Source organism: Flavobacterium notoginsengisoli (genome assembly GCF_042686225.1).
GTDB lineage: Bacteria > Bacteroidota > Bacteroidia > Flavobacteriales > Flavobacteriaceae > Flavobacterium > Flavobacterium notoginsengisoli.
In genome coordinates, this window is the sequence record NZ_JBHUOT010000005.1 from 423,166 (window position 1) to 441,940 (window position 18,775).

Genomic DNA, 18,775 nt, shown 5'->3' on the forward strand with positions numbered 1-18,775 from the left:
ATCTAAAGGCTGTGAGCTATATTTTGCCATAAACTGATTTAATTTTATCGACAATCACCTGAGCCAAACGCTCATGGCTTTCAAAAGTCCATCCCGCGATATGAGGCGTTAACAGCACATTCTTTGATTCTAATAAATACTGAAAGGCTTCCGGGGTATTTTTATCCTGAAAAAGCGTTTCAAAAGAAAGCTTCTCATATTCCAACACATCCAAACCGGCTCCTAAAATCTTTTTCGCTTTCATCGCTTCAACTAAATCGGCTGTAACTATGTTTTTACCGCGAGACGTATTAATAATCCAAAATGCCTTTTTAAACGCATTAATAAAACTTTTATTGACCATTTTATCTGTTTCCGGAGTCCAAGGAAGATGAAGACTTAAAACATCTGTTTTCTCCTGTAATTCAGCTAAAGAAACTTGCCTCGCATTTTCATCACCTATATTATCCAAAATATCATAACATAAAACTTCAGTATCAAAACCTCTCAGTTTTTTAGCAAAAGCTTTTCCCATATTTCCGTACCCGATGATCCCGACAGTTTTAAGATCGAGTTCATGTCCACGATTACTTTCTCGATTCCATTGCCCGGCTTTTACTTCGGCATCAGCCTGATTTAAATTATTGAATAAAGATAAAATCATTCCCAAAGAATGTTCTGCAACAGCATTTCGGTTTCCTTCCGGCGCAGCAATCAAATGAATTCCTTTTGAAGAAGCATATTCGCAATCAATACTTTCCAAACCTGCACCTACTCTTGCGATAAATTGTAACTTTGTTGCACTGTCCAAAAAGGTTTTATCAATCTTGAACCGGCTTCGAATTACAATTCCGTTATAGTCTTGTATTTTTGCCTCTATCTCTTCTTTTGAAGATTTAAAATCGGCGTGATTTTCAAAACCCGCTTCTTCTAATTGATTCCAGAGAACTGGATTATTGCTGTCGATATGAAGAATTTTTATGCTCATTTTTTAGTGAATTTATAAATACAAAAATACGGTTAATTTAATCTCGCTAAGTCGTAAAGGCTCAAAGTTTTTTTAATACAGACTTTAAAAATTCATCAACAAAACAGACTCAACATCTTAGTGCCTTTGTAGCAAATCCTTTTTATTGCGCATATTTTTTTCTAACTTTGAAAGTATTCGGATTACTAAAACCTATACTCTAAATCTTCTCAATTTTTCCAAATGAAATTAACCAAGACCTTTAAAGCCTTTTTTGAAAACGAAAAATCAGGAGGAATTATCTTGCTCTTTGTTACTATTTTATCACTTTATCTTGCCAACTCTTCTTTTCAGGTTCCATATGTGGAATTTTGGGAAAAAGAAATCGCCGGACATACTATTACCCATTGGATTAATGATGGATTAATGACGATTTTTTTCCTCTTAATCGGATTGGAACTGGAACGCGAAATTTATCATGGGGAATTGTCTAATTTCAAGAATGCTTCTTTACCCATCATGGCGGCCTTTGGAGGAATGCTGGTTCCCGCTGCAATCTTTTTGGTTTTAAACTACGGAACTACTACTCAAAATGGTGCCGGAATTCCGATGGCAACCGATATTGCTTTTGCAATCGGGATTTTATCACTTCTCGGAAATAAAGTACCTGCTTCATTAAAAGTATTCCTAACCGCTTTGGCTGTGATTGACGATTTAGGCGCTATAATTGTGATTGCCGTTTTTTATACCACTTCTGTTTCTTTTCTAAACCTTGGAATTGCACTCGCAATCTGGTGCGCTCTGTTTGTTTTAAACCGAATGAAAATACATAATTTGATTCCGTATATAATTGGCGGAGCAGCCATGTGGTATTTTATGCTCAATTCCGGTGTTCATGCGACTATAACAGGAGTAATTTTAGCCTTTGTTATTCCGTTTGGAGATGGCGGAGAAAAAACATCTTCCTACAAACTACAGCATTTCCTGCATCAGCCTGTAGCCTTTTTCATCTTACCTTTATTTGCAGCAGCTAATACAGCTTTAACCATTACCGAAAACTGGCATCAAGGTTTGAATCATTCCAATACTTACGGAATTATTCTGGGACTTGTAATAGGCAAACCATTAGGTATTTTATTATTTTCTTCCGTTGGCGTTACTTCAGGTTTATGTTTACTGCCAAAAAACTTGAAATGGTCTCATATTTTAGGTGCCGGAATGTTGGGCGGAATTGGCTTTACAATGTCAATCTTTATAACTGTTTTAGCTTTTAAAAATCCTGAAATAATTGTCTTTTCTAAAATAGCCATTCTAATTGCTTCTTTCTTAGCGGGCTTTATTGGTTTTGTGTATTTAAAGTATATTTTAAACAAAAATGCCGTAATTTAATTTTCTATTATGACTAATTCTCGATTTTTTCTTCTGTTTATTACTTACTTAACTTTAACTTCCTGCAATCAAAAAAAAGAGAAACTTTCTTCTACTGAAATTCTAAAAGAAGAAAAAATAGTTTCAAAAGAAAATCCTAAAGATGAAATTGAAGGAACATATACCAATACAGCCGGTGACTGTCCAATTTCTTTAATTGTTTTAAAAGACAATAAAAGTTATCACTATGTTTTTAAAACAGCTATTCGAACTTTAAAAGGAAAAGCAACCTATTCTCAAAATAGTTCCGGAGAAAAATATCTTGTTTTGGAAGGAATTCAATGGGATGAATACGAAGGCGACATCAGCAATGAAGATGAAAATGACTCGATTCCTCGAAAAGAATTAGAAATTCCTGTTGGCATTGATGCTTTATATGTAAAAGATACTTTGACCATTCAGAATTATGGAAATGCTATGAATTCGTATACTAAGATTTCAGAATGTGGGTTGAAATATATTCAGCTTATTAAGAAATAAAACTGCAAATTGCTTTGACTGTTCGCTAGGGCTCGGGTCAAATTGAAGTACTTTGTAGAATTTCTTGTGTGATGCTTCGTTCCTCAGCATGACAAAACAAATATTATTAAGCTGGAGAAATGGTAATTTTATAATTCATATTTCTTTTTTAAGTCAGCGTAAACTGACTCGGCTTCCTTATAAATACTTATGTCTAAATTTAATTGATTATTTAAAATCTCTTGTTGTTCATCTGATAATTCATAAGATTTTATAATTTCTTTCTCCATATTTGATCTACTAGTTATTCTTTGACCGTCTAATAACAAAATTAAAACAAAAGTCAAGGTTTAAGTTAATTTTTAAAAACAAAAATTCCAAATTCCTCCCGAAAGATAAAATTTGGAATTTAAAATATTGGAATTTCTATAAAACCTATCCTTTGATTTGTTTCAAAGAAGTCTTGATTCCTTTAATTAAAGATGAACTGAAACCATTGTGTTCCATTTCATTTAAACCTACGATTGTACAGCCTTGCGGTGTCGTTACGCGGTCAATTAATTGTTCTGGGTGTACTCGTTCTTCCAAAAGCATTTTAGCTGCTCCTTTTACGGTTTGAGCCGCAATTGCCAAAGCGGTATTAGAATCAAATCCAATTTCGATTCCTGCCTGCATAGACGCACGAATGTAACGTAAAGCATACGCCGTTCCGCAAGCACCTAAAACGGTTGCTGCATCCATTAATTTTTCATCGATTACAGGAGCTGTTCCTAAATCCTGAAATAAGTCAACAATTGGCGCTGCGTTTGCTGCATATTTTTCCGGAAAAGAAATACAAGTCGCTGATTCTCCAAATTGTGCTGCAATGTTTGGCATAATACGCACCACCGGATATTCAAAATTTGTTTTGGTCTGAAGCATCTCCAAAGACAAGCCGCTTACAGCTGAAGCAATAGTTTTGTTTTGGATGACAGGCAGAATTTCAGCTAAAACAATATCAACCTGATACGGTTTTATCGTTAAAATTACTACATCGGCTTCCTGAATATTGTGTTTGTTATCGTTCGATACAGTAATTCCGTATTCCGTTAAATACTGAATACTTGCTGTATTTCTTCTGGTAACAGTAACTTGATTGTTTTTTGAAAATTTTGCGATTCCCAAGGCAATAGAAACCCCAAGGTTTCCTCCTCCAATAATGTGTACTTTCATTCTTCCTGGTTTGAATTTATGATGACTGATTAACAGTATATTTTCCGCCTGTAAATTACGCAGATTTTACAGATTTTAAATCACTGTATGCTGCTAATTTGTGGCAAAAATCTAAAATCCAAGAATTAGATTTGCTACTCCAAAATAGAGCATAATTCCGAATACATCGTTGGTTGTTGTAATAAATGGTCCTGTTGCAATTGCGGGGTCAATTTTGTTTTTATTCAGAAAAAGGGGGACCAAAGTTCCCAAAGTAGCAGCAAACAAAATCACTACTATCATCGAAATTGAAATGGCAAACCCAACTAAATATTGTTGGTACATTATAGAATGATACCCTAATAAAAGCAACGAAATGATACTTCCCGAAATCATCGAAACCGTAATTTCTTTCGTAAAATAAGCACGGCTGAATTCTTTCAAAGTTCCGTTGGCCAAACCTTGCACCACGATTGCGGAAGCCTGAACACCAATATTTCCTGCTGTTGCAGAAAGTAAAGGTACAAATATGATTAAAGTAGAATATTTCTGAAAAGTTCCTTCGTTTCCTTTCAAAACAAAAGAAGCTACAATTTCGATCACCATTCCGATCAAAAGCCAAGGCAAACGTGCTTTGGTTAATTCGTAAACGCTGTCATTCGATTCAACGTCTTGTGTAATACCGGCAGCTAACTGGTAATCTTTGTCGGCTTCTTCTTTTATCACGTCGACGATATCGTCGATAGTAATTCTTCCCACCAAACGGCCTAACTCATCAACAACCGGAATTGCTTCTAAGTCGTATTTCTGCATGATACGGGCGACTTCAACATCTTCTGTATCAACGTTTACAAAATTTAATTTTCGGATATATACTTCTCCAATCTGAGTTTTGGTCGAAGAAGTCAGTAAATCTTTAAGAGAAAGTCTTCCTTTTAGTCTATTTTCATCATCCACTACGTAAATAGAATGTACTCTGGATACATTTTCTGCCTGAATTCTCATTTCTTTAACGCAGGTCAAAACGTTCCAGTTTTCATTCACTTTTACAAGCTCCTTACCCATCAAACCACCAGCCGTATTTTCGTCGTAACGCAAAAGATCAACGATGTCTTTGGCGTGTTCAACGTCTAATATTTCAGAGATTACCTCCGCTTTGATTTCTTGCGAAAGTTCTGCAATAATATCAGCGGCATCATTGGTTTCAAGCTCATCAAGCTCTTCTGCAATTTCTTTTGGCGAAAGTCGGCTTAAGATATTTTCACGCAAATCTTCTTCTAATTCCAGAAGAATCTCGGCTGTTTTATCACTATCTAAAACCTTAAAGATATAAGTTGCCTCGTCGAAATCTAATTCGTCTAAAATTTCGGCAATATCAGCATGATGCAGATCATTAAGCAAAACTTCTAATTCACTGTCGTTTTTCTTATTGATCAGCTCCTCTAACTGGTGTATAAATTCTTTACTAACTTTGAACTCCATCGGTTTCTATTTTTAGAGTCAGTTCAATAAATTCATCGACGCTTAACTGCTCCGGACGTTTATCAAAGATAGTGTCTTCTCGCAGATTGTCTGATAAATTTAATGTTTTCAAACTGTTACGTAATGTTTTTCGTCTCTGCTGAAAAGCGGTTTTTACAACTGTAAAAAACAACCTTTCGCTGCAAGGAAGGCTGTAATCTTCCTTTCGGGTCATTCTCATCACACCCGATTTCACCTTGGGCGGAGGAATAAAAACGTTTTCATCAACCGTAAACAGATACTCTGTAGTATAGAAAGCCTGGGCTAAAACGGATAGTATTCCGTAGGTTTTCGAGCCTTTCTTTTCGCAGATACGCTCGGCTACTTCTTTCTGGAACATTCCGGAAAATTCCGGAATCTGATGTTTAAGATCTAATGTTCTAAAAACAATCTGAGAAGAAATATTGTACGGAAAGTTTCCAATTATGGCAAACTGTTTGTCCTGGTAAACTTCATTTATATTATACTTCAGGAAATCCTGAGAAATAATCTTGTCTTTTAATTTTGGATAATGTGCATCCAAATACGCTACAGATTCTGTATCGATTTCTATAACGTGTGTATTAATTGGCTTTTCAAGCAAATACTTAGTAAGCACACCCATCCCTGGTCCTATTTCTAAAACCTCATCGTATCCTTTTAAACTTAAAGTATCAGCAATTGCTTTTGCGACGCTTTCGTCTTTAAGAAAGTGCTGTCCTAAATGTTTTTTGGCTTTTACTTTTTCCATATTTGTTATTTGCTTCCTGCTTTTCTTAATTTATTGATGCAATATTTTAATGAGCAGATCCCACATTCGCGTTCATAAACATATACTGAAAATGAACAACTTCAAACTGAATTTTTTCTAAACTGGTCAGTAGCCCAATATTTGCTTTGTAGCCAAATTTATAGTTTAAAAAATTCACCTTCTTATCTTCCTTATTTATAAAGATTTTATTTGTATTAAATGCCTCATTATCTTCTTTAAAACTATCATAACGCTTAGCAGAAGCTATAATTACTTTATTTTGTTTATAAAAAAGATCTATCTTACTTTTTAATATGGCATATTTTTGTTTCACAAATTCATCATAAAGTGTTGTGTCGTTTGTTACGAAACAATCTTCTTCAGAGATTCTTGATTTAATTTCTTCTATGTAATCATTAATTTCGTTACCGCCAGAATAAATTTTTGTTGCAGAATCTGCCATCTCTGCATATACTTTAGGTTGTTCCTCGTTTCTAATCTTTATCACTTCATACTTGGATGATGCAATATTTTTTAAGATTTCTTTTGATGTCTCTTCTATTTTTCTAAATTCATTAAGCTGTAAAATGACAGAAGTTGACTCTCCTTCTATGCTTTGACAGCAAACATTGAGACTTAACAACAAGAACAAAACAAGTTTAATTTGTAGGTTTTTCATAAACAAATTGGGGTTCAAACTAAAGTTCAATTAAAAAAATGCAAATATAATCCTTTGGGCATTAAGCAGAAAAATCAATTAATTTTAATCTAATATCGTTAAACCCAACGGAGGGCGCAAAAGTATTCTTTTTGCATTAAAGACTCAAAGCTTATTGGATTTATTTTGCCGCTAAGACCCGAAGACACAAAGTTTTATTTTTTGTTTTCTTGCCGCAAAGGCACAAAGACACTAAGTTTTTTATTCTTATCTCTCAATTACAATAAGAAAATTGTCTTTATTTTTATCAATTTTATTTTTTACAGGAAATGCACTTATGCGTTCGCTTAAACGTAAAAAACTATAAAATCTTTCAACTTTAGTTAAGTTTAAAAATCTTCTTGCTGTTGTTTATTACTTTCCTCTTTTGTTTGAAATCGAATCTCCATAATATTTCTTTTAAAGAAAACTGAAAACCAAAAATTATTAATGTTCAGAAATAACTTCTAATTCTGTTCTAAACGAAAGCATTTTATCAGCAAATAAACCTAACGCTTCTCTGTGAAATTCCGGTTCATCTTCGATATAAAACTTTTCCAGCGTTTCTTTGCTGTCTGTTACATATTGAGTCGAATACGTAATTCCGCCCATTTCTTCTTCAACCAGAACTTTTACAATTCGTGCTGAAGAAAATTTATTAGTAGCCAGAATTTCCGGTATATGTTTTTCCTGCATCCATTTTAACCATTGGTCGTGAACGCTTTCGTGTATGTTTGTGGTAACGTTGTAAATAATCATTTTTTTCTAAGGTTCTGAGATGCTAAGATTCTAAGGTTCTGAGTTTTTTCTCTTACCTGTAAATCTTTTCAAATCATCATTATACTAATTTTTATTCTTTGGAATTTGGAATTTGTTTTTTGAAATTTAATTCTACAAATTCTTATCCCCTCTTAACTCACGGTATTTTTTTCTGGCATCAACAAAGTAAATACTATCCTGATGGTTAAAAATTACCTTTTCATATAAAGGCTTTGCCTTTTCTGTATCTTTCAGTTCGTCGTTGTAAATTTCGGCTGAGAAAAACAGTGCTTCATCCACATAAATTCCGTCGCTGTGATTGTCGATAATTTGCTGGTATTGGCTTAAAGCCGAAGCAAAATCTTTCTGACTTTCGTAAATTTTTCCTAAACGCAATAACGTTACCGCTTCTATTTCCTGCCCTTTAAAGGTTTTTAGAATATTCTGAAACTGTGTGATTGCTTCTGGTTTTTTATTCTGATAAATTAAAAAATCTCCTTTTGCAAATTGTTTCAGCGCTACTTGAGTCGAATCTGCTGCAGTATTATCATTAATTAACAGAAAATATTCCAGCGCATCATTGGCAATTAACTGCGTATTTGCCGCTTTTAATTCTTTAAACTGTTTATTTGCCCATTCAAAATCGCCTTTGTAATAACTTGTTTTAGCTGCTTTCAAACTGGCTTCATGCGCCATTACATCATTTTTTAAATCCAATTGAATTTGGGAATAATAAATAAGCGCCTGATTGTACTTTTCTTCTAAAAGCAGAATATCCGCCAGCTCCATTTTAGCATCGGCTTTTTGATATTCGTTTAGATTTAATTCTAAAGCTTTTTTGATAACTGCCTTTCCTTCTTCTGTTTTTTTCAAATTAAAAGCCAGAAAATGTGCCTGAATAATTTGCAAAGATAAGGTAAAAGGACTGATTTCGTAAGTTGTGAGCAATTGCTTCAATTCCTGATCGATAACCGGATAATCTTTTTCAGGTGCGTTATCAATCTTTATCTGCATTAAATACGCATTTGATTGAATTAATAGATTTAAATCTTTGGTATTTTGAAGAATGAAATTCAAGATTTCAACCGCAGTTTCATCATCATCTTCATTCATCGCAAACTGACTCAGATTTACGATACTCATCAACGATTCCGGTTCACGTTTATAAATTGCTTTTTCCTGAATAAAGGCTTTTCCGAATTCTTTCTGTTGTACATAAAACCAACTCAAATAATGATTCCAGAAAACATCCTGATCTTTTTGGGTTCTAAGAATTAATGCTTTTCGCATGGCATCTTTAAAAGCCGTATTATCTGTTTCTCCATTCATAAAACGCGACAACTGCGTCTGAATTAAACTGGTGTTCTGCGGATTTGTAAAAGATTCCGTCAATAATAAATCGATCATCAAATCAGTTTTCCCTAACTGACCATACAGCATTCCGATTTGAAAATTGAAATTGAAATTCGGCTGCACCTGCATTGCTGTCTGATACGATTTTAAAGCATATTCCAACAATACTTTTTTCTCAAACGAACTCGCAATTCCATAAACATCGTTTGGACTTGTTTTTATTTTTTCGATTGCCTGTTCGTAGTAATTTTTGGCTTTCGAATCGTTTTTCTGTAATTGAAAATTATATCCTAATTCGACCAAAAAAACACCTTGTTTGTATCGATTATAGCGATCCTGAATTGCTTTTTCGGCATTGGCAAACTGCTGTAACTGCTGGTAACAATCGACAGTTCTTAAAAAATACTGCGTATTCGAAGGTGCGCTTTTTAAAAGCTCTTCGTAACTGATTTTAGCTTTATCAAAATCGCCTTTATCATAATAATACTGCGCCAGTTGCTCGTTTTGACCAAATGCAAAACCAGAACATAGTAAGACGATACAAATCAATATGTTTTTCATATCTTTTAGTTTTCAGTCTCAGTCTCAGTTTTCAGTCTTACAAACTGTAAACTGTGACTGTAAACTGTGACTTTTTTTTCAGTTACTGTAAACTGCCACTGCCAACTGGGACTTTTTTACTTTTCCAGATAATCAAAGTCAAACCAAGTAATGCAAACGGCATACTTAAAATCTGTCCCATATTAATCAGCATATTATTTTCAAAAGCTTCCTGATTTTCTTTGAAAAACTCAATTATAAATCGGGCTGAGAATAATAAAGTTAAGAAAGTTCCAAAGATTAATCCCTGTGCATTTCTTATTTTCTCCGATTTATACATATAAAATAAGATTCCGAAAATCAATACATAAGCTAAAGCTTCATACAATTGCGTTGGATGTCTCGGGATTAAATCATCTCTTTCAAAAACAACTCCCCAGTTTCCATTAGTTGGTTTTCCATAGATTTCAGAATTCATAAAATTCCCCAATCTGATAAATGTACCCGTTACCGGAACCGCAACCGCCATTTTATCCAAAAGTCCTAAAAACTGAACTTTATATCTTCGGCAATATAAAATCATTGCAGTCAAAACTCCAATTGAACCTCCGTGACTTGCCAAACCTTGATAACCCACAAATTGATAAACTCCTTTTATTTTCTGAATTGGCAAAAGGATTTCTATGGGGTGTTTGAAAAAATAATCCGGTTCGTAAAAGAAACAATGTCCAAGTCGGGCACCAAGAACGGTTCCGACAATTACATAAATCAATAAAGTATCCAGATTGTCCAGAGAAAGGTTCTCTTTTTTATAAATATTTCTAACAATATAAAAGCCCAGAAGAAGTCCGCAGGCAAAAAGAGCTCCGTAATATTTTAAAGGAAAACTATCTGTGATCCAGAAAATAACAGGATCTACATTCCAATTTAAAATTCCATCCTTCATTAGCCTCAGTTTTTAGTTTTAAAGAAACCCGACAGGTTTTAAAAACCTGTCGGGTTTAACTTCAAATTAATTTATAATATCAAATCCACAGTAAGGACGTAAAACTTCCGGGATTACAATTCCTTCCGGAGTTTGGTAATTTTCAATAATTCCAGCCAAAACTCTAGGAAGTGCTAATGAACTTCCGTTAAGTGTATGTGCCAGTTGATTTTTTCCGTCTTTGTCTTTGAAACGTAATTTCAAGCGGTTGGCCTGGAAAGTTTCAAAGTTAGAAACAGAACTGATTTCTAACCAGCGGTCCTGAGCCGTAGAAAACACTTCAAAATCATACGTTAAAGCAGACGTGAATCCCATATCACCACCGCAAAGACGTAACACTCTGTAAGGTAATTTTAATTCTTTTAAAATCTCTTTTACATGTTCTACCATTCCGTCTAATGCTGCATAAGAATTATCTGGATGCTCCACACGAACGATTTCTACTTTATCAAATTGGTGTAAACGGTTTAACCCGCGAACGTGCGCTCCGTAAGAACCTGCTTCACGACGGAAACATGGTGTATACGCTGTATGTAAAACAGGAAGATCACTTTCGTTCAAAATTACATCGCGAAATAAATTCGTTACCGGAACCTCAGCCGTTGGAATCAAATATAAATCATCAATTGTAGAATGATACATTTGTCCTTCTTTGTCTGGCAATTGTCCCGTTCCAAATCCTGAAGCTTCATTTACCAAATGCGGCACCTGAACTTCGTTGTATCCTGCAGCGGTATTTTTGTCTAAAAAGTAATTGATCAAAGCACGTTGTAAACGAGCTCCTTTTCCTTTATAAACAGGAAATCCTGCTCCCGTAATTTTTACACCCAATTCAAAATCGATAATATCATATTTCTTCACCAATTCCCAGTGTGGTTGTGCGCCTTCGTGTAAAACCGGAATATCTCCTTCCTGGAAAACATTCAAATTGTCATCCGGAGTTTTTCCTTCAGGAACAATAGCTGCCGGAAGGTTTGGTAAAGTGTATAATTTATTGGTTAACTCAACAGCCAAAGCTTCTGCTTTTTCGCTCAGTTCTTTACTTTTCTCTTTTAGTGAAACTGTTTTTTCTTTTAAGATTGCTGCTTTTGCTTTCTCTCCAGCTTTCATCAATTCACCAATATCTTTGGACAATTTATTAGATTCTGATAAAGTATTGTCTAATTCCACCTGTGCAGCACGACGATTCTCGTCTAATTGAACCACTTCTTCCACAACGCTTTTAGCATCGATATTTCGTTTTGCTAAAGCTTGGATTACTTTCTCCTGATTTTCTCTAATAAATGCAATTTGTAACATAGCTTGATTTTTATAACTATTGTATTTTTTATAACGGAAGCAAATTTAAGGAAATGTTTGTTAACAATAGGTCAAAGTTTTGCAGTAAAACTGAAATCTCCTATAAACAGCAAAAGCACTGTAAAAGTGCCCTTGTTGTTGTTTCGAAATTTATAAATTTTACTCTAAAAAACGATGTCTGTCGTCTCTGTGAAAAGCATATTCCCTACCATTAAACTTCAGTTTCTCTGATTCTTTTTTGGTTTTCAGTTCCTTGTTTTCTTCCATTTCATATGCTGAACTGTCTTCAAGGGCTTCTTCATAAGAAAAGTTTTTGGTCACAATTAGATCAAAAAGACCATTTGTTTTATCATCTCCTAAACTCATTCCCGTTTCAAGTGTTTCAATCTGATAAGTGCCACTACCGTTAGAATCTCCATTGGTTAAACAGATTGGATATTCGTATAAAACTTTCCTGATTTCATTATCGGCAAGGGTAATTAAAGTAAATTTCTTTTCTGAATACAAAACAATTCTGCTGTTTGCACTAGCTTCAGTATAAAAACCTACAGCAGGAGTATTTTCGTTGAGATAGATCAGGTTTTTCAAAATGTGTGATTTAGAAAACCGAATATCTTCATTGTGATAATATCCTAAGTTATCATCAAATTCCTCTGCTATTATTCCGCCGCTTTCACGATCTACAAATAGATATTTACGCTGAAAATAATTACCAAAATTCTCATAGTTAACAGATTGTCGCTTCTTCTTATTATGCTCTACAATTGTTAAGACAAAAAAAGCTGTTTTATCATCGTAGTTGATAGAGCTTGTTTCATCAATTTTGATATTGGAATATTTAATTTTTAGATTGGAAGCAACTTTTGAAAGCAATGGAAGATTCAGTTCGTCAGAATCTTCAATATTATCCAGATTTCTAAAAACGAGTTTTTTAAACTCTTTTTTATTCACATTCGTATCTGCTTTTATCAGCGAAAGCAATTCCTGATTCTGAATTTCTGCTTCGTTTTTAGTTTTGTCACTTTTACCACAAGCGAACAAAAGCATTAAAACTCCGCTTAAGAGTATAGTTTTTTTCATAGGCATTGATTTGTTTGTAGAATTTTTGGGTTCTCCAAATATATAATTTTCTTACAAAACATCTCGAAAAAATTTAATCCTCTCAAAAAACACTTCTCCTTTTTTAAATCCTAGTCTCTTTTAATTTCATGACCTACAAATTCTTCCAGTGTTTTAAACATATCATCTACAGAAAGCACTTCGGTATCGGGATGTGATTTCAAAAACGCTGCGTTCAGTTCGACCAGATTTTCATCCAATTCAAAATAAGTATTATTGTTTAAAAGGTCGCGAAGCGGATTTGGCGTTTCAAATTTCGCCTGAAGAAATTTCCCTAATTTGATATTGCTCTGCAAACGCAGTTTTCGCGATTGTTCTTTAAAAAGTTCTAAATGTTTTTCGGCGCCAATTAAAGCCAGACCTTCTTCGATTAATTCGTTCAATTCTTTATTCCATCCTGAATCATGAACAAATTTTGAAAAATTTCCTTCAGTATATTTTGATGCATAAAAATCCAGATAATAACTCATCAGGGCATCTTCATGAATCAAATCGTCGTCTATTTTTTCTTCACGCATTAAATTGATTACCGAAATATTCGAATTCACAACATCCTGAGGATTTTCGCTATTTGCCGCTGTTTCTGAAATAATGATTTTACCGAATTCCATTTTGAGTTTATTTAAAAGATTGCTTTTGCAAAGTTGAGCAAATAATTGAAAAAATCCTTTTTAAAATTTGAACTAAAATAAATTATTTTTGAATCTATGGAAACACGCTACCGTTTAGAAATAGAATTCTTAAAAAAGATTGAAAGTAAAAATGCAGAACAAAATAAAAGAGAAATCGCAACTAAAGATCAAATAGAAAAACTGCTTACAGAATATCCTAATATACCTCAAGATTTTATTGCTTATTTACAAGAAATCGGTTGGGGGAGTTTTAGGGAATCTCAATTTAATATCACTTCTACCCTTTTTGATTTAGATGATTTAGGCCTAAGTGATCATTATGATTTAAAATCGAATGTTTGTTTTTTTGGAGATAATTTTTGCGGAGATTTTTCTGGTTTTGACTTTGACCGAAATGATGGAACTGTTGTTGAATTTTGGCATGAAAGCGGAGAACTTTATTACACAAACAAATCTTTTCAGACTTACATCAGAGAGCAAATGCTAATGGATGAAAATGGAAATGAAATCCAGTAAATCGAAAAAGATAAATATCTTTAACGCAACCATTTAAAAAAAATCAATCTGTTAAATAAATAGTAGTATTAAACTAATAACCAAAACCATGAAGCAGATTTTCTTACTTTTTATTTTTCTATTTGTATTTACAAGCTGCGATAGAGATGAATTGCCATACTCTAACGTACAATATTCTGCAATCGCTAAAGGAAATCCTTTTCCTTATGATGAAAGTACTAGTCCAACATTTTTAGTTATTAAAAATACTAAAGCATGGAATGACCTAATGACAAAAATGAGTACTCCAAATAATTTAGTAAAAGAATTCAGTGAGACAAACATTGACTTCAACAAATATCAAATTATTGCTATTATAGACAAAACAAATGGTAATGGAGGACATTCTATAGATATTCTGAAAATCACCCAAAATCGTAAAACTGTACTTGTAAAAGTTGGAAAATTAAACACTGGAAATCTAACCACCGTACTCTCCAGACCTTATGAGATTGTAAAAATTGCAAAGACAAATAAAAAAGTTGTTTTTGAACAATAAACTAAAACCCTTTCTTCTCTACCAGCAATCCTTTCAATTCCTCGGCTTTCAAATAAGCCGCAAAACGCCCGGAAAGTAGTAACATTTCTTTTTCTTCGGGCGTAATTTTGAGTTTAGTTTCTACGTGAGAAGCATATTCGTAAAGCATTAAAAGTTCACTGGCACCAAAATTTTTAAACTTTTCCTGGTCTAAACTGGCAAGTTGTAATTCGCCATTTTTGTCTTTTTTAAAACTTTCTTCCCCAAAATTTGAAATCAATTTCGCTTTAAAATCATCATGCAGTTTAAGCCATGTTGCCGCTTCATCATCACTATTTTTTAGTTCTGTAACCAAATCTTCGTATTTCTGATCTTTGTTCAAATTTGCTAAATGATGCCTCAAAGTCGTAAAACCAATTATCTGATAATTTGAAGTTGGAATTTTATAACGCTCCAGGGCATTTTCCACGTCTCTTTCAAAAGTCATATAGCGCGTTTGAACCGTGTACAAAGAGGCTGTTTCCAGTAAAGAAAGTAATCTAATTTTTCCATCATTTATATAAGGTGACTTTTTTCCTTGTCCCAAACAATCAATAAAAAGTGCTTTTTTGTTTTTGTCATTCACTTTGTTATCGTTGTGAAGCAATTCTATCAAAGTTTCATAACCCATATTATCAGACGCGCCACCATCAATTACACACAATATTTTATCCTGGTTTTTGATTCCGAATTTAGTCTTTGGAAGAACGCCGGGAAAAGCAGAACTCGCTGTGATGGCATATGTAAGTGGAAAATCATAGCCATTATTAATTTGATTTCCGTCAAGCGGAAGTGATGCTTTATTGGGAGCCAAAGACGAATTGATTTTTAAAGCCCGAATGATATGAGGCATAAACGGAAAGCGTTCACCATTGCTATAAGCCGTTCCGTTGGCCACCATCATCGGCAATTGCGGATTTAATTTACTGTCTTTCGGAATAAAGAAATCAGACAGCTGCATTTGTGTTTTAAACTTATTCTGATTATCAGGATTTGTACTGTCATACTGCAGAACCTCCAAATCTAATCGCTGTGCCATTGAGACTTTTTCTCCTTTTTCGTTTCTGCTATTATTTAAAAGAGAAAAAAGCGTGGCCGATTTGTTGACATCTGACTTGAAGGCATCGGCTTTAGAAAAATAAAATTCGTTGAAAGTACAATTATCATATTGTAGTTTGTTTTTCAGAATCGTCAGATAATATCCTGCTGAATAACAACCTCCGGAAACAGTCGAGAAATAGTCAATTTCATTTAGAAAGTTATGGTTCGTTTTTTCTTCCTGAATTTCTTCCAATCCTAAAAGGACTCCCAGACTAAAAAATTGTGCTCTGGATCCACCACCTGAAATTCCAACTCCCAAGGAAATATTTGGATTTTGTAATCGTGAATCCCGTTCCTGAACCGATTTATATTCGTTTAAACTTACCGCAGGAATTGAGTTATAATTAATTTCTGAAAAGAGATTTATTTTGTTTTGAGCGATTCCTTCATTCACAAACACAAAAAAAAAGAATACTATAGAAAGCCTTTTAAATATCATAAACCAAAAACATTTTTTAATGCAGATAAAATTAATTGAATTAATTCAAAATGAAACAGTTGTGTTTTTATTTTTTCATAATAATAACATAAAAAAAACCGCATTCAAACAGAATGCGGTTTTCAAATATTTAAAACTAGAAAAAAATCTTAGTTTGTTTTCATTGGCGGTAAATCAAACGCAACAGAATCATGTTCGAAGTTGTTTCTGTGTCCTCCATCGCAGAATGGTTTGTTTGCCGATAATCCGCAACGACAAAGTCCAAGTGCTTGTCTTCCTTGTAAACCGTAAAGTGCTCCTTCAGGATCCATGATTTCAAAATCTCCTTCGATTTTAATAGATCCGTTTTTATTGATGATTAATTTAGTCTTGCTCATAAATTTTGTTTTTTTCGGCTGCAAAGATTGCGAAATATATCTTTATTTATGAGCAATGAGCGTAGTTTAAACTGGTTCTATTTTATGTTGAATTTGCCACGAAGACACTAAGGCGCAAAGTTTATTGTTTCACACAGATTTTAAAAGATTTAAGCACATTAGAACAGATGACTAAATTAAAAAACTTAGATTCTTAATAAAAAATCTTTGCGCCTTAGTGCCTTCGTGGCAAAAACCCTACAATGCCTTGTAAACAAAATTTTTAAACTTCACATTTCCTTTTCCAATCGAGCAAAGACCAATTCTTAATCCTAAAAATCCGCTTAGCACATTATGATTATATCCGGAAACTTCAACTGAATTCTCAATTTTCTTCCAGTCTTTTCCATCAATACTGTAAAACATATCGACTGTATTTTTACTATTTTTGAGCTTAAGAAAAACTTTTCGCGTATGCGTATTTTTTTCTGTTGGAAACTGCCATCCTCTCAAATTTGCCAAAATGTTGTTTTGATCTGCTAATATTCCTGAATAATATTTATTATCATAAAAAAGCACCAAACCACCTGTTGCATCGCCTTCAATTTCCATTTCAACTTCGGCTGAATAAGAATGACCGCCCGGAACAATTACAAGTGGTGCACTATTTCCAACACCATCTCCTTTTCCTTCGATTGTCAAAGTTTTATTGGCAACTTTAAATCTTGAATTTTCAACTCCACCATAAAACTTCCATTGCGGTTTCAAAACTGAACCTTCAAAATTATCACTTAACGAAAATTCAGGAAGTGTCTTCCCTTGTGGTTTTGAAATCGGTTTATCTGTTTGAGTGTTATCAGAAATTTTATACCAACCGTCTTTTGTCCATTCCACAGGTTGTAGCAAAGTCTGACGTCCCAAGTTGTAATAATCCTTTTCGTAACCATGAAAAATCATCCACCATTTTCCGTTGGCATCTTCAAAAATAGTGCTGTGCCCTTTTGACCACCAGGTTTCAGAACTATTATTGGTTCGCAAAACCGGATTGTGTGGCGAATTCTCCCAAGGTCCCAGAGGCGATTTTGATCTTGCCGAAATGACCATATGGCTTGTAGCTGGGCCAGCAGTTCCGCCTTCGGCAACTGTTAAATAATAATATTCACCTCGTTTGAACAATTTTGGTCCTTCCATACAAAAACATTCGATGCTCCATTCTCTTGGAATTTTCCAGCCGCCATAAACATGTTTTAATTCGCTTGTTACCGAAAGTCCGTCTTTTGATAAAGCCACATAACCGCCGTTACTGAAATATAAAAATCGGTTTCCTTTATCATCCGCAATATGTCCGGGATTAATATTTCCGATTTTCAAATCTATTGGTTCGCTCCAGGGACCGTTGATAGAATCTGCTGAAACGACGAAATTGGTGTTATTGGCAGGAAAATAAATGTAATATTTATTGTTGTATTTAATTAAATCCGGTGCCCAAACGGCTCCAACATATTTATGAAGCGCATTCGTAACAGGTTCCCAATTCATTAAATCGGTCGAATGCCAGATTAAAAGTCCGGGATAATAATCAAAGGAAGAATGCACAACATAATAATCTTTTCCGTCTCTTAATAAACTCGGATCGGGATAATCTCCCGCAAAAATCGGATTGGAAAATTGTCCTTGTTTTAAACTCTTTTCTGGTTGTGACTGAGAATAACCACAATACACAAACAATATTAAAATAGTTAGATATATTTTATTCATATTTTTGATATTTTTTTCAAATATAGTCAAAAAGACCATAAGGTTTTAATGGAGTGAAATTTTGTTAGGTTTTTACACAGAGATGCACGAAGAATTTCGCAGAGATTCGCAAAGTTTTTATGAAAGAAGTTAAAAATAATCTCGCAAAGTCGCAGAGGCGCAAAGTTTTTAGGACTAGTTTGTCATTTCGAGGAACGAGAAATCTCCGCGAGTAACTCCGCTCCTAAAAGAGCCAATCTTTGTCGAGCTTCTTGTGGAGATTTCTCGTTCCTCCTTTAGATTTGTTTTTTGAAATTTTAAGTAGATTTATGATTGAGAAAGGAAGCAAAAGTAAACTATTCGGTCCTCCGAGCTTATGACTCATATTTCGATTAAGACTTTAGCTTCCCT

General features: G+C 33.9%; 19 protein-coding genes. 4 read left to right on the top strand and 15 right to left on the bottom strand.

The window, feature by feature from the left end; genetic code table 11:
• Positions 1–16 precede the first annotated feature (16 nt).
• Positions 17–967: a 2-hydroxyacid dehydrogenase gene (locus ACFS3A_RS14180; protein WP_379826250.1), complete on the bottom strand. Its 951-nt coding sequence runs from the start codon at positions 965–967 to the stop codon at positions 17–19.
• A gap of 222 nt (positions 968–1,189) precedes the next feature.
• Between ACFS3A_RS14180 and nhaA the strand changes: the two genes are divergently transcribed.
• Positions 1,190–2,335, top strand: a complete 1,146-nt coding sequence (gene nhaA / locus ACFS3A_RS14185; protein WP_379826251.1) for a Na+/H+ antiporter NhaA — start codon at positions 1,190–1,192, stop codon at positions 2,333–2,335.
• Positions 2,336–2,344: 9 nt separating this feature from the next.
• The gene (locus tag ACFS3A_RS14190; RefSeq protein WP_379826252.1) at positions 2,345–2,854 is read left to right on the top strand and encodes a hypothetical protein; all 510 of its coding nucleotides are present in this window, start codon (positions 2,345–2,347) and stop codon (positions 2,852–2,854) included.
• 128 nt (positions 2,855–2,982) lie between these two features.
• Here ACFS3A_RS14190 and ACFS3A_RS14195 read toward each other — a convergent pair whose 3' ends face one another.
• From ACFS3A_RS14195 to ACFS3A_RS14245, 11 genes are all read right to left on the bottom strand, one after another.
• Complete coding sequence (locus ACFS3A_RS14195; RefSeq protein ID WP_179002982.1) at positions 2,983–3,123, bottom strand: hypothetical protein; 141 nt, start codon at positions 3,121–3,123, stop codon at positions 2,983–2,985.
• Between the two features lie 145 nt (positions 3,124–3,268).
• Entirely contained in the window at positions 3,269–4,045 is a 777-nt protein-coding gene (gene proC / locus ACFS3A_RS14200; RefSeq protein ID WP_379826253.1) for a pyrroline-5-carboxylate reductase, read from the bottom strand.
• A gap of 111 nt (positions 4,046–4,156) precedes the next feature.
• The gene (gene mgtE, locus ACFS3A_RS14205) at positions 4,157–5,506 is read right to left on the bottom strand and encodes a magnesium transporter (RefSeq protein ID WP_379826254.1); all 1,350 of its coding nucleotides are present in this window, start codon (positions 5,504–5,506) and stop codon (positions 4,157–4,159) included.
• Positions 5,490–6,275, bottom strand: a complete 786-nt coding sequence (gene rsmA, locus ACFS3A_RS14210) for a 16S rRNA (adenine(1518)-N(6)/adenine(1519)-N(6))-dimethyltransferase RsmA (protein ID WP_379826255.1) — start codon at positions 6,273–6,275, stop codon at positions 5,490–5,492. The genes mgtE and rsmA overlap by 17 nt, the downstream gene beginning before the upstream one ends.
• 46 nt (positions 6,276–6,321) lie before the next feature.
• Positions 6,322–6,954: a hypothetical protein gene (locus tag ACFS3A_RS14215; RefSeq protein ID WP_379826256.1), complete on the bottom strand. Its 633-nt coding sequence runs from the start codon at positions 6,952–6,954 to the stop codon at positions 6,322–6,324.
• Between the two features lie 465 nt (positions 6,955–7,419).
• Positions 7,420–7,731, bottom strand: coding sequence for a DUF4286 family protein (locus ACFS3A_RS14220; RefSeq protein WP_135223888.1), 312 nt, complete (start codon positions 7,729–7,731; stop codon positions 7,420–7,422).
• 132 nt (positions 7,732–7,863) lie between these two features.
• Positions 7,864–9,645 carry a tetratricopeptide repeat protein gene (locus tag ACFS3A_RS14225; protein ID WP_379826257.1) on the bottom strand — a complete coding sequence of 594 codons (1,782 nt, stop codon included), beginning with the start codon at positions 9,643–9,645 and terminating at the stop codon, positions 7,864–7,866.
• Positions 9,646–9,727: 82 nt separating this feature from the next.
• Entirely contained in the window at positions 9,728–10,570 is an 843-nt protein-coding gene (lgt, locus tag ACFS3A_RS14230) for a prolipoprotein diacylglyceryl transferase (protein WP_379826258.1), read from the bottom strand.
• Between the two features lie 66 nt (positions 10,571–10,636).
• The gene (gene serS / locus ACFS3A_RS14235) at positions 10,637–11,908 is read right to left on the bottom strand and encodes a serine--tRNA ligase (RefSeq protein WP_379826259.1); all 1,272 of its coding nucleotides are present in this window, start codon (positions 11,906–11,908) and stop codon (positions 10,637–10,639) included.
• Positions 11,909–12,067: 159 nt separating this feature from the next.
• The gene (locus ACFS3A_RS14240) at positions 12,068–12,988 is read right to left on the bottom strand and encodes a hypothetical protein (RefSeq protein ID WP_379826260.1); all 921 of its coding nucleotides are present in this window, start codon (positions 12,986–12,988) and stop codon (positions 12,068–12,070) included.
• Positions 12,989–13,098: 110 nt separating this feature from the next.
• A complete protein-coding gene (locus ACFS3A_RS14245) occupies positions 13,099–13,638 on the bottom strand; it encodes a DMP19 family protein (RefSeq protein ID WP_379826261.1) in 540 nt (179 codons plus the stop codon).
• A gap of 96 nt (positions 13,639–13,734) precedes the next feature.
• On the opposite strand from ACFS3A_RS14245, the gene ACFS3A_RS14250 reads away from it, so the two are divergent.
• Together ACFS3A_RS14250 and ACFS3A_RS14255 are read left to right on the top strand one after the other, a co-directional pair.
• A complete protein-coding gene (locus ACFS3A_RS14250) occupies positions 13,735–14,175 on the top strand; it encodes an SMI1/KNR4 family protein (RefSeq protein ID WP_379826262.1) in 441 nt (146 codons plus the stop codon).
• Between the two features lie 88 nt (positions 14,176–14,263).
• Positions 14,264–14,713, top strand: a complete 450-nt coding sequence (locus ACFS3A_RS14255; RefSeq protein WP_379826263.1) for a hypothetical protein — start codon at positions 14,264–14,266, stop codon at positions 14,711–14,713.
• Between the two features lies 1 nt (position 14,714).
• Here the strand turns inward: ACFS3A_RS14255 and ACFS3A_RS14260 are convergent, their stop codons facing one another.
• The 3 genes from ACFS3A_RS14260 to ACFS3A_RS14270 form a co-directional block, all read right to left on the bottom strand.
• Positions 14,715–16,271 carry a patatin-like phospholipase family protein gene (locus ACFS3A_RS14260; RefSeq protein ID WP_379826264.1) on the bottom strand — a complete coding sequence of 519 codons (1,557 nt, stop codon included), beginning with the start codon at positions 16,269–16,271 and terminating at the stop codon, positions 14,715–14,717.
• A gap of 149 nt (positions 16,272–16,420) precedes the next feature.
• Positions 16,421–16,648 (bottom strand): CDGSH iron-sulfur domain-containing protein, encoded by a 228-nt coding sequence (locus tag ACFS3A_RS14265; RefSeq protein WP_379826265.1) that lies wholly within the window; start codon positions 16,646–16,648, stop codon positions 16,421–16,423.
• Between the two features lie 237 nt (positions 16,649–16,885).
• Positions 16,886–18,385, bottom strand: coding sequence for a family 43 glycosylhydrolase (locus ACFS3A_RS14270; protein ID WP_379826266.1), 1,500 nt, complete (start codon positions 18,383–18,385; stop codon positions 16,886–16,888).
• Between the last annotated feature and the right edge of the window lie 390 nt (positions 18,386–18,775).